Origin of the sequence: Kribbella speibonae, from assembly GCF_004331375.1 — a bacterium.
In the GTDB taxonomy this organism is placed as follows: Bacteria; Actinomycetota; Actinomycetes; order Propionibacteriales; family Kribbellaceae; genus Kribbella; species Kribbella sindirgiensis.
Map to the genome: position 1 here is coordinate 2,486,304 of NZ_SJKC01000001.1, position 11,609 is coordinate 2,497,912.

The following is an 11,609-nucleotide window of genomic DNA, read 5'->3' on the forward strand; positions in this document are numbered from 1 at the left end:
GGACGGCGTCAGCCGAGATGCAGCTCCGCCTTCGCGAGTTTCGCGGCGTGCTTCGCCTCGCGGGCCAGTTCCTTCGCCTCGCGCTTGGCGGCCTTCGCGCCGCGCTTGGTCTCGCGCTTCGCCGCCCGAGCGCCGTGCGTGGCGCGCCAGGCGACCCCGGGCTTGCCCTCGGTGTCGACCGCGGCCAGCAGCAGACCGCCGAGGATGCCCAGGTTCTTCATGAAGTTGATGCGCTGCTGGTTGCGGACGGTCTTGTCCTTCTCCAGCCAGAACGGGTGGCCGGCGAGGGTCGTCGGCACCAGCGACGCGGCCAGCAGGCCCGCGCCGAGCCTCCGGCCCTTGCCGGTCGCCAGCGCGAGGCCGCCGAGCACGTGCACCGCACCGTTCAGCCGGACCAGGTTGGCGGTCGTGTCGGGGATCCGGTCGCTCACCTGCGGCGGGGCGACCTTCTTCACCATCGGCACCATCCGGTCGGTCACCGGCTGCGCCTTGGGAACCAGCGGCTCGGGGTTGCGGATCGCGTTCGCACCCTGCACGACGAAAATGACGGACAGCAACGGCCTGGCCAGTGCGCGCACGACAGTCATACCTCCTTGATACACCACGTTCCGTAGATCACCCGGTACCCACGACTTAGATAGCGCACCCGTCCGGCCCGCAAGTCGGGTCGTCCTGGTCCGTCGCGCCCGGTGCGGTGATGAGCGTCACCGGCTTGCGGTCCGCGTTCGCCCGGCGCAGAGCTTCCTTGAAGACGTCGACGGGCTGGGCGCCGCTCACGCCGTACTTCTCGTCGATGACGAAGAACGGCACGCCGTTCGCGCCGTACGCCAGGGCTTGCGCCTGGTCCGCGGCGACGTCGTCGGTGTACGTCGTCCCCGCGAGAACCTCACGCACCCGCTCGGCGGGGAGGCCGACCTCGGTGGCCAGCTCGGTCAGCGTGGCGTGGTCACCGACCGGGAGGCCGTCGGTGAAGTACGCCTTGAGGAGACGCTCCTTGAGGCGGCCCTGCGTGTCCGCGGGCACCTCACCGGCGTCCCCGAGGTCGCGGGCCAGGTGGAGGAGGCGGTGCGCGTCGACGGTGTTCACCGACTTCGCCTGGTCCAGGTGGTACTCGAGCCCGACCTCGGCCGCCACCTCGGTGACGTGGGCGTTCGCCTGCACGCCCCACTCGCGGCCGCGGCCGTACTTCTCGCCGAGCCGGGTCGGCAGGTCCCGCGGGTCGTCGTTCGTCGACGACGGGTCCAGCTGGAAGCTGTGCCAGACGATCTCGGCGCTCTCACCACTGTCCGCGAGAGCCTCTTCGAGCCGCCGCTTCCCGATGTAGCACCAGGGGCAGACGACGTCGGACCACACATCAATGCGCATAACTGTCGGCAACTGTCCGTTCTGTGGACCTATTCCCAACCAGCCACCGGTGTGACGCGTCTGACGACCCATGGACGACGAACTCGTGCGGACCCTGCTGAAAGAGCACCACCCCGACCTCGCGGATCTGGAGCTGAAGGAGGTCGTGGGCGGCTGGGGTAACCAGATGTGGCGCCTCGGCGACGACCTGGCCGTCAGGATGCCCCGCTTCAACCAGGCCTCCGAGCCTCTCCGCCGAGAACACCAGTGGGTGCCCAGCCTCGCCGCCCAGCTCCCACTGTCCGTCCCGACCCCGGTCCGCCTCTGTGACCCGTCGGACAGCTTCCCGCGGGCGTGGCTGATCACCACCTGGGTGCACGGTGAACCCGCGGACCATGCGCCGATCACGGATCCGGCCGCTGCCGACGTACTTGCGGACTTCTTGAAGGCGCTGCACACCGAGCCGCCGGCCGGCGCGCCGGTCAGCGAACGGAGCACGCTCGCGCCGAGCCCGGGCTGGGACGAGGTGCAGGCGTCCGTCGGCCGCGCCGACGAGATCCGTGCGGTCTGGGACGACGCGCTCGCGGCGCCCAAGTGGGACGGGGCGCCGGTGTGGCTGCACGGCGACCTGCACCCGGCGAACGTGGTCGTTGCCGACGGCACGCTCGCAGGCGTCGTCGACTTCGAGGAGATCGGCTCCGGCGACCCGGCGAACGACGTCGCGGCCGCCTGGATCCTGCTCCCGGAGCCGGACCGCTTCCTCGACGCCTACGGGGCGGACGAGGCGACCGTACGCCGGGCACGCGGCTGGGCCGTGACGCGTGCGCTGTTCCTGATCGCGATGGGCATCAACGGCGAGAAGGGCATCCCGGGCGGAAAGACCCACTGGGGCCCGATCGGCCACGCGGCCCTCGAACGCATCCTCTGATCGGCGTCAGTCGCCGTGTCAGCGCCACGGCGGTTCGGTGTCAGCGCGGGCCTGGATCTTGGTGTCATCAACCAAGCGAACACACCAGAAAGGCACCACGATGCCGAACTTCACCACCCCCGAGCCGATCTCCGCAGTGCTGGACATCCCCGCCGGAAGCATCCAGCTCACCGCCGGTGACGGCGCCGAGACCATCGTCGAGGTCCAGCCGGCGAACGCCGCGAAGAGTCGCGACGTGAAGGCGGCCGAGGCGACCACGGTCGAGTACGCCGACGGCGTCCTGCGGATCACGGTCGTCGCCAAGAACCAGTACTTCGGGCCGTCCGGCGCCGTCGCGGTGACCGTGCAGCTGCCGGCCGGGTCCCAGGCCGAGGTCAAGGCGGCCAGCGCCGAGATCCGGGCCACCGGACGCCTCGGTGACGTCACCGTCGAGAGCGCGCAGGGTCCGATCGACCTCGAGGACGTCGCGAGCGCCCGGATCACCTCGTCCGCCAGTGACGTCTCGGTCGGCCGCCTCAACGGGCCTGCGGAGATCCGCACCAGCAAGGGCGACATCCGGATCGCCGAAGCCGTCCGCGGCAACCTCGTCCTGCGCACCGACGTCGGCGAGGTGGAGGTCGGCGCGGCCGCCGAGTCCTCGGCGACGCTGAACGCCGCCACCGCCACCGGCCGGATCGACAACGCGCTCAAGAACACCGAGGGCGCCGCCGCCGAGCTCACCATCCACGCCACCACCTCGGTCGGCGACATCGTCGCCCGTAGTCTCTGACCCGCGATCCGTACCAGGACAAGGAGCACCACCATGTCAACGACTCCCTCCGGCTTCACCGAGGCCGGGTTGCGCCGACTGCACGACGTACTGGCCCGGCACGTCGACTCCGGGAAGATCCCCGGCGTCGTCGCGCTGGTCAGCCGCGGCGACGGTGAGCCGTACGTCGAGACGCTCGGGACGATGCGCCACGAGGGCGGCGCGCCGATGCAGCGGGACACGATCTTCCGGATGGCGTCGACGTCGAAGCCGGTCTCGGTCGCGGCGGCGATGGTGCTGCTCGACGAGTGCCGGCTGCGGCTCGACGACACGGTCGAGCAGTGGCTGCCCGAGCTGGCCGGCCGGCAGGTGCTGAAGCGGATCGACAGCGCGGTGGACGACACCGTGCCGGCCAAGCGGCCGATCACCGTCAGGGACATCCTGACGTCGACGTTCGGGCTCGGTATGGACATGACGATGATCGGTACGCCGATCATGGGCGCGCTGTTCGAGAAGGGCATCACGCCCAACGGGCCGGTGCCGATGCCCGAGCAGGACGAGTGGATGCGTCGCCTCGGCGAGTTGCCGCTGATGTACCAGCCGGGCGAGCGCTGGCAGTACCAGATCAGCAGCGACCTGATCGGCGTCCTGGTCTCCCGGGTCACCGGTCAGTCGTACGACGAGTTCCTGCGGGAGCGGGTCTTCGGGCCGCTGGGGATGAAGGACACCGGGTTCTCCGTTCCCGCCGACCAGCTGCACCGGCTGCCACCGCTGTACGCGCCGGACCCGGCGACCGGGGAGTTCCAGGTGTGGGACGAGGCCGAGGGCGGCCGGCACAGCGCTCCGCCGGCGTTCCAGGGCGGTGGCGGCGGGCTGAACTCCACCGCCGACGACTACCACGCGTACTTCCGGATGCTGCTGAACCACGGCGTCCACCAGGGCGAGCGCATCCTGTCGCGGCCCGCGGTGGAGCTGATGACCTCCAACAGCCTCACGCCGGAGGTCCTGGCGGCCCGGGAGACGCTGGCCCGGGACAACGTCCACATCTCGTTCGGTCAGGGCCAGCAGGGCGGCTGGGGCTACGGGATGGCCGTGCGCACCTACCGGGGCGACTACGCGCCGGTCGGCCAGTTCGGGTGGGACGGCGGCTCCGGTACGTCGACGTACGCGGACCCCGTCAACCAGGTCGTCGGCATCGTGCTCACCCAGGTCGGTACGACCGTGCCGTCCGCGATCCAGCTCCACAACGACTTCTGGACCACGCTCTACCAGTCTCTCGAGGACTGAGAACGCACGTCGGCCGGACCGCCCGCTGCGGTCCGGCCGACGATGTGTTCAGCGTGTACCCGTCCCGCTGGAGCCGACTGCCTCGACGGCGCCGGCGATGAAGTCGGCGACGGCCTTCGGCTGCGAGACGGCGACCGCGTGCGAGCCGTCGACCTCGATCGTGGTGGCGTCCGCGCGGGCCGCCATCGTGCGCTGGCCGTCCGGGTGGATCGCCTCGTCACCGGTGGCGACCAGGTCGTAGACCGGCAGACGCTTCCAGCTCGCCGCGCCGGACTTCTCTTCGAACGCGACCGCGGCGATCGGCCGCTGCGTCCGGCCGAGCTGTTCCGCGTCCTCGACGTCCGCGGCGAACAGAGCCTGGAACTTGGACCGGTCAATGCTGAGCCAGGTCTCCTCGGCGCCGTCGCCGGTGGGCAGCTGGTGCGGGACCAGGCCGGATGCGAAGTCGTTGGCCGGGAAGCTGCCGAGCAGGTCCTGCAGGCTCTCGCCCTCCTCCGGGACGAACGCGGCGACGTACACGAGTGCGGAGACGTTGTCGGCCTGGTTGGCGGCGGCGGTGATGACTGCACCGCCGTAGGAGTGCCCGACCAGGACGACCGGGCCGTCGATCTCCCGAACCTGAGCGGCGACCCGGCTGCCGTCGAGGGCAGGGCCGCGGAGCTCGTTGGCGACTGCGATCGCCGAGATACCGCGGCTGGTGAGCTCGGCGATCACACCGGACCAGCTGCTGTTCTCCGCGAACGCGCCGTGGACCAGGACGACTGTGGGGGTCTCGTTGGACATCTTGCTGTTCCCTTCGTGGTTGCTTGCTAGAAGGAAACCGCTCAGGGCCGCTCCGGCGGATCGAGCGAACACCTGAACCTGGGCGTGCTGTCAGGCCGGGTCGAGTGGGTTGGTGCACCCAAATCTCATGTGTTCGGGGGAGGGGCGAACCGTTCCAGCACCAGTCGGGTGAGCTGAACCCGCGAATTCACCCCGAGCTTGCCGAAAACGGCCCGCAGGTGGGTCCCGACCGTGCTGGCCGACACCACCAGCTCCTCCGCCGCTGACCGATTCGTGTGCCCCTCGGCAACGAGCAGTGCGACCCGCCGCTCCATCGGCGTCAGCGACTCCCAGCCTTCCTGAGCCCGCGGCGGTACGGCGGCCCAGCGACGTCGCCGTACTCCGGCTGCCTGCAGCAGCGCCTGGATCCGTCCGGCCGGAGCCGTCGCGCCCATAGCCGTGAGACTGTCGAGTGCTCGCTCCAGAGCCAGTACGCCGGTCTTGCGATCACCTGCCTCCAGAGCGGCGCGGCCGTAGCGCTCCTCGGCTTGAGCGACCAGCAACGGCCGCTGCGTCGTACGAACGATCTCGACCGCTGCAGCCAACTGGTCGACGTCGTCGCCCGCTGCCACCACCGCAAGCGCTCCACGGCTTGCTGCGGACTGCGAGTGCTCGTCCACGGCATTGGCTTGCAGCAGTACGCCGCTACGCTCCGGGAAGTCCTGTGGTGCTGCGGCCAGCCGGCTGACTGCTTTGGTATCGCCGTCCGCTATCGCCAGCAGTGCAGTGATCGTCGGATCGCTGCCGGCCAGCTTGCGCGCCTGCGTCAGGTGCCCGCGCAGCAGGGCGACGAGCGCGAGTACTTGGTCGGCTGCGGGGGCGAGCGACCGGTCGTGTAGCTGGTCCATCCAGCGCAGACCGGCGTGTGCTGCATCCTCTGCCTCTTGGAGGTTGCCGGACGCGTACGCGAGCCGCGCATGCAGCACAGCGAGCTGTGGGGCGGACCAGGAGGAACCTGCCGTCATCAGCTCCCTCACACGCTCCAGCGCAGCGGGCAAGTCGTCTGACTCGCCGCGGCAGTACAGCTCGCCCACCTCGACCAGCGTGGGCGGCAAGCTCCCGAGACCAGGTTCCGTCTGGCGCGCTGCGGCGTACAGGTCGCGGGCGTCGGCGTACCTGCCCTCAGCCTGCGCCTGCTCAGCCGCTGCCACGTGGTGCAGGGACTGCGCGATTGGATCGGTTGCCGCTCCCGGTGCGCCCAGAGATAGTGCACGGTAGGCGGCGAGCCGTTCGGACAGGTGGGGCGCAGCGCCCGGGACAGTGAGCTCTTGTACGTCGAGCCGCCGGTGCGGAGCCAGGTGCAGCCGGATCGTCGCCTGAAGATCCGGGGCGATTGGTCCTTGGTAGAGCGCCGTACCGCTGAGCAGGTCGTCGGCGAACGCCTTGGCGCGGTCGTACTGCCATGCGGCCAGCAGAACGCTCACCACCTCCACACCGACCTCAGCTCGCAGCGGATCGTCCACACGGGTCAGGTCGAACGCTTCCTGGATCAGCTCCGCGGCCGTGGTCGACATGGTCGCCAGCAGGTCCCGCGCAGCCTCTCGCAGCGTCGCGACCGCAGTCGTGTCGCCGGCCTGCGCGACCGCGAGGACATGCGGCGCAGCTGCGGCCGCACCACGACCTGCGGACATCAGCTGGCTCGCGATCGCGCCGTGCAGCGCCCGCTGAGCCGAGGGCGGTACGTCGGCCAGCGCGGCGGACCGGAGGAGCTCATGACGGAAACGCAGTACCGAGCCGGCGTCCGCGAGCAGACCGGCCTGCATCGCCTCCTCCAGCGGCGCGGCGAGTCGGGCAATCGGTGTGGCCATCAGGACGGCGACGTCTTCGAGGCGGAACTCGCTGCCGAAGACAGCAGCCGTACGGACCAGGTCCCGGCTGGCCTCGGACAGCTCGCCGGTACGACGGCGTACGCCCTCGACCAGACCCGCGGACAGGTCGCTGTCGCTGAGGTACAGGCCTGCGATGAGCTGCTCCGCCAGGAACGGGATGCCCTGGACACTGGCGAGCTGCACCGCGAGGGACGGGTCGACCGGGTGGTTCAGACGGTCCGCCGCGAGGTCCTGGATCGCGTCCGCGGTGAGGGGCTCGAGCGCGATGCGGCGTACCGGAACGTCGACGGCCTCGATGAGCTGGTCGGTCGTCCCACCAGGGCTCGGGCGGGTGGCGAGCAGCCACAGTAGGTGGGCTCCGGGCAGACGCGCGATCACCACCTGCAGTACGAACGCGGAGAGCGGGTCGGACCACTGCGCGTCGTCCAGCACGATCAGCGCGCGGACACCGGCCAGCCGGCGGCCGATGAGGTCGGCCAGACGTTCCGCCAGCCAGAGCGGTTGGGCGTTGAGGGTGGCCAGCTCCAGGAACTGGTCCGTGTCGATCAGCGGCGCCGCACCGGCCCGGAGCGCAGGTGCGAGTGAGGCGAGCGGACTGATGTTGTCGTTCTGGTGAGCGGTCGCACTCGCCACCAGGAAGCCCTGCCGCTCGGCCTGCTCCACAGCGGCCGCGAGCAGGGCCGACTTGCCGATCCCGGGCTCGCCGCTGACCACAGCCAGCGAGGCCTGCCCGTTGCCAGCCGCCCGCAGAGCATCCAGGAGCTTGCCGAGCTCCTTAGACCGTCCCCGCAGCGGCACCATGGTGGATTTGTATCAACCGCAGCGACGTACAGCCAGCAGGGCGTACACACGCGCGGCGTGCAGTACGTCGGCCAGTACGACGTGCTCGTCCGCAGCATGGGCGTAGCGGACGTCCCCCGGCCCGTACTGCAGCGTGGGGATGCCCGCCGCGGCGTACTGCCGCAGATCGGACCCGTACGGCGCACCTCGCACCGCGGCGACCGCACCGCCCGCGTCGGACACCGCCTGGACGGTGTCGGCGAGCAGCGGGTCGCCCTCCGGCAGCAGGCCGGAGGCGAACTCCCCACCCGGCCAGCTGACCGCGACCGGGTGCTCACTCAGCCACTCGTCCTTCGCACAAGCCTCCGCAACCGCGCTCACGAAAGCTAGGCGTGCCTGGTCGAGCGGTTCCCCGAGGCGTATGCCGTACCTCCCCTCGGCGACCAGGTGGTCCGGCACGGTGCTCGCCCAGTCGCCGGCCGCGATGGTGCCGACCGACAGCGGGTTGGCGAGGTCGAGGTGCGCGAGCAGCGGATGCGGGTCGCGGTTGCGCTCGCGTTCCAGCTCCTGCAGCGCGGTCTGGATCACGGTGAACTTCTCGATCGCACTCACCCCGCGGCTGCGGGTCGAACCGTGCGTGGCCAGGCCCGGTACCTCCAGGCGGAAGGTGAGCGAGCCGGCGTTCGCGGGGATGACGGTTCCCGCGGTCGGCTCCGCGATCAGGCACGCCTCGCCGCGATGACCGCGGCGCAGGGTCGCGAACGCGCCGGCGCCGCCGTCCTCCTCACCGATCACCGTGTGCACCGCGAGCGGCTTGCGCAACCGAATGCCCGCGGCAACGATCGCCGCCACCGCGCCGAGGACCGCCGCGACACCGCCCTTCATGTCGCACGTCCCGCGACCCCACATCACGCCGTCCTCGATCCGGGCGTCGAACGTGCCGCCCGGCACCACGTCGACATGCCCGTTGAGGATCAGCCCCGGCGTCGCATCGCCGCCCAGTACGCCGACACACCCCCACGCCTCGTCGCGCTCGACCTCCATCCCGGGAAAGCCCGGATCGTCGGCCGCCAGCTCGAGCCGCCAGTGATCCACGGCCAGCCCCAGCGCCTTCAACCGGTCCGCACACCACGCCTGCACGTCGACCTCGGCCGAGGTCCCGTCCACACTCGGAATCCGCACCAGCTCCTGCAACTCCGCGACGATCCGCTCGTCGTCGATCGCGTCCAGTACTGCCCGCTCGATCTCACCGGTCACCGCTCAGAAATACCACCGTTCCTGCTCTCACGCTGCGGAGGTGCTGTCCGGCCCGCGGCGGTGGGAGGCCAACCGAGGTAGTTCGGCGGGACTGCGAGCGGGCGTTCGGAGACAACCCTGACGTGCACGGAGGACAGGAGGTGTCGGCCAGTTGGGTAGTGCACCTGAGCGTGATTTTGGTCGTGCGTACGGTGTCTCGCTAGTGCTCTACCTGTCGAGCTGCCGGCCACCCCCAACCAGACCGGGACGACCGGGAGGATGGGAAACAAGTCGTCACCAGGTGACGATTTCTTTCCCATCCTGTGGGTCGGGGCGGTCGGCTGGTGCTGATTGATGCCTGGAGCAGGCCGATGACGCTGGTCCGCGGCGGCAAGCCGGCGTCTACCTGAGATTCCCCCTGGCGGGCAAACCCCTAGTCGCCCAGCAACTCGAGCACCCGCTGGCCGCCGTGGTTCACCAGGTCCTTTGCGAAGGAGCGGTTGTGGACGAACTCTGCGACGCTCGCGAACGCGGCCGCCGCGCAGACGGCGACCGCCGCGCGGCCATTCGCTCGGAGTGCTGCCTCCAGGAACAGCTCGTCGACGCCGTCGTCGGCACCGTCGCGCGCGGCGGACGCGGTCAGCGCGACCAGGTCGTAGGCTCGCGCTCCACTGCCGGCGGCCTCGATGTCCACGATCCCCGTGATCCGCCCGTCGGCCGCGAGCAGGTTGCCCATGTTCAGATCACCGTGCACGAAGTCGTGCTGGGGCAGGTCCTCGTCTCGGTACGGTGCGCACAGTTCGCCGTACTGTTCGAGGAGGTCGGTGGCCTCGTCGCCGTACGCCTGGACGCGTTCCCACACGCCGTCCCAGCCGTCGAAGACGACGCCATGCGACCACCCGGACCAGGTCACGTCGTGGTCCTCCGGGATCAGGTCCCGCTGGAGCTCGCAGATCTCGATCAGCTGCCGCGCCAGCGCCTGGTCGAGCGTCGGCGCGCTGCCGGCGACCAGTTCCTGCAGCTGGTACGGCGACCCGGCCGCCGTCGTGCCGACGGTCAGCCAGGCCGGTGTCGGATAGCCGACGGCACGTGCCCGGCGGACGAGATCGGCCGCCCGCCGGACCCGCGGTGCCCACGCGGGGTTGTCGGTCCACTTCAGCACGACGTCGCCGGTCAGCACGTACGCCGTCGACTGCAAACCACCGGTCAGTTGCCGCACGACCCGGTAATCGGTGCCGAGGGCAACGTTCAGCTCGGCGACAACTGACTCGGTGGTATCCATCAGGGCGTGAGCCGATGCAGGTCGCGCGGGAACAGCGTGACCTCGCGGACGTTCTCCGCCCCGGTCAGCCGCGCCACGAACCGCTCCAGCCCGATCGCGAACCCGCCGTGCGGCGGCATCCCGTGCTTGAACGCCTGCAGGTACGAGCTGTACGCCGGAGCGTCCGCCGACTCGCCGCGCGCCGCGAGGGCCGCGACGTAGTCGGAGTACCGGTGCAGACGCTGGCCGCCGGTGACCAGCTCGACGCCGCGGAACAGCAGGTCGAACGAGTTCGACCACCGCGGGTCCGACGGCTGCGGATGCGTGTAGAACGGCCGCTTCACCATCGGGTAGCCCTCGACCGCGACGAAGTCACTGCCGTGCTCACGCAGCGCCCACTCGCCGATCGCGCGCTCGTCCGCGGGCGCGAGGTCCGGTTCGTCCGGGTCCGCACCGGCGATCTTCAGCGCCTCGCTGAAGTGCAGCACCGGCACGTCGACCGGAATCTCCGGCAACTCGACGCCCAGCCTCTCCAACGCACCACCGGCCCGCTCACCGACCGCTTGAAGCATCCCGGCAACGGCCGAGCGCAGCATCACCAGCACGTCGCGATGGTCGGTGATGAAGCCGAACTCCGCGTCCAGTGACACGTACTCCGCGAGGTGCCGCACCGTGTCGTGCGGCTCGGCCCGGAACACCGGACCGACTTCGAAGACCCGCTCGAAGACCCCGACCATCTGCTGCTTGTAGAACTGCGGCGACTGCGCGAGGTACGCCGGTCCGCCGAAGTAGTCCAGCGCGAAGACGTTCGCGCCGGACTCGGTCGCCGTACCGACGATCTTCGGCGTCTGGATTTCGGTGAAGTCCTGACCGCTCAACGCCTCGCGGAACCCGTGCAGAGCGGCCGCGGCGATCTCCCATCCGGCCCGGACGACCGGATGCCGCAGAGCGACCGGTGCGTTGTCCAGGACGACGGGAAGCCCCGCGCCGACCGTCGGCCGCCACAGCTCGATCGGCGGTGTTGCGGCCGGTTCGGTCAGCGGCTCGATCACCGGGTCGACGATCTCGGCTCCACCGGGAGCCTGCGGGTTGGCGGCGACCGTACCGGTCACCTGAACGACAGTCTCTTCGCTCAGCTCGTCCAGCTGTTCCTGAGAACCCTTGACGACGATCTGGCTGAGGCCGGACCGGTCGCGCAGGATCAGGAAACTGACGGCGGCGAGCCGTCGTCTTCGGTGCACCCAGCCGGCCACCGTGACGGTCTGGCCTACTGCTGAGGGGATCTCATGGCTGAGAATTCGCATCGCTGTTTCACCTCCAGGTCTGTACTCGAACCCCGGAGGTGTGGGCGAAGGGGAATCTCGCGGTGCCACC

At 70.2% G+C, this 11,609-nt stretch carries 10 protein-coding genes; 3 read left to right on the forward strand and 7 right to left on the reverse strand.

Annotated elements, in window-relative coordinates:
- Nucleotides 1-8: 8 nt before the first annotated feature.
- Together E0H92_RS12515 and E0H92_RS12520 are read right to left on the reverse strand one after the other, a co-directional pair.
- On the reverse strand, nucleotides 9-587 hold the full coding sequence (locus E0H92_RS12515; protein ID WP_131467637.1) for a DoxX family protein: 579 nt from the start codon (nucleotides 585-587) through the stop codon (nucleotides 9-11).
- Between the two features lie 46 nt (nucleotides 588-633).
- Nucleotides 634-1,365, reverse strand: coding sequence for a DsbA family oxidoreductase (locus E0H92_RS12520; RefSeq protein ID WP_131496302.1), 732 nt, complete (start codon nucleotides 1,363-1,365; stop codon nucleotides 634-636).
- 70 nt (nucleotides 1,366-1,435) lie between these two features.
- Here E0H92_RS12520 and E0H92_RS12525 point away from each other — a divergent pair, with 70 nt between their 5' ends.
- From E0H92_RS12525 to E0H92_RS12535, 3 genes are all read left to right on the forward strand, one after another.
- Complete coding sequence (locus tag E0H92_RS12525) at nucleotides 1,436-2,272, forward strand: aminoglycoside phosphotransferase family protein (protein ID WP_131496303.1); 837 nt, start codon at nucleotides 1,436-1,438, stop codon at nucleotides 2,270-2,272.
- A 100-nt stretch (nucleotides 2,273-2,372) separates the two neighbouring features.
- Nucleotides 2,373-3,041: a DUF4097 family beta strand repeat-containing protein gene (locus E0H92_RS12530; RefSeq protein WP_131496304.1), complete on the forward strand. Its 669-nt coding sequence runs from the start codon at nucleotides 2,373-2,375 to the stop codon at nucleotides 3,039-3,041.
- 33 nt (nucleotides 3,042-3,074) lie between these two features.
- Nucleotides 3,075-4,307 (forward strand): serine hydrolase domain-containing protein, encoded by a 1,233-nt coding sequence (locus E0H92_RS12535; RefSeq protein WP_131496305.1) that lies wholly within the window; start codon nucleotides 3,075-3,077, stop codon nucleotides 4,305-4,307.
- 48 nt (nucleotides 4,308-4,355) lie between these two features.
- Here the strand turns inward: E0H92_RS12535 and E0H92_RS12540 are convergent, their stop codons facing one another.
- The 5 genes from E0H92_RS12540 to aspS all read right to left on the reverse strand — a co-directional run bounded on the left by E0H92_RS12540 (nucleotide 4,356) and on the right by aspS (nucleotide 11,539).
- Complete coding sequence (locus E0H92_RS12540) at nucleotides 4,356-5,090, reverse strand: alpha/beta hydrolase (protein WP_131496306.1); 735 nt, start codon at nucleotides 5,088-5,090, stop codon at nucleotides 4,356-4,358.
- Nucleotides 5,091-5,215: 125 nt separating this feature from the next.
- Nucleotides 5,216-7,759 carry an ATP-binding protein gene (locus E0H92_RS12545; protein WP_131496307.1) on the reverse strand — a complete coding sequence of 848 codons (2,544 nt, stop codon included), beginning with the start codon at nucleotides 7,757-7,759 and terminating at the stop codon, nucleotides 5,216-5,218.
- Nucleotides 7,760-7,771: 12 nt separating this feature from the next.
- Complete coding sequence (locus E0H92_RS12550; protein ID WP_131496308.1) at nucleotides 7,772-8,995, reverse strand: ArgE/DapE family deacylase; 1,224 nt, start codon at nucleotides 8,993-8,995, stop codon at nucleotides 7,772-7,774.
- Between the two features lie 412 nt (nucleotides 8,996-9,407).
- Nucleotides 9,408-10,256: a phosphotransferase family protein gene (locus tag E0H92_RS12555; RefSeq protein WP_131496309.1), complete on the reverse strand. Its 849-nt coding sequence runs from the start codon at nucleotides 10,254-10,256 to the stop codon at nucleotides 9,408-9,410.
- On the reverse strand, nucleotides 10,256-11,539 hold the full coding sequence (aspS, locus tag E0H92_RS12560) for an aspartate--tRNA(Asn) ligase (RefSeq protein ID WP_131496310.1): 1,284 nt from the start codon (nucleotides 11,537-11,539) through the stop codon (nucleotides 10,256-10,258). Before aspS ends, E0H92_RS12555 begins: the two co-directional genes overlap by 1 nt.
- Nucleotides 11,540-11,609: the final 70 nt, after the last annotated feature.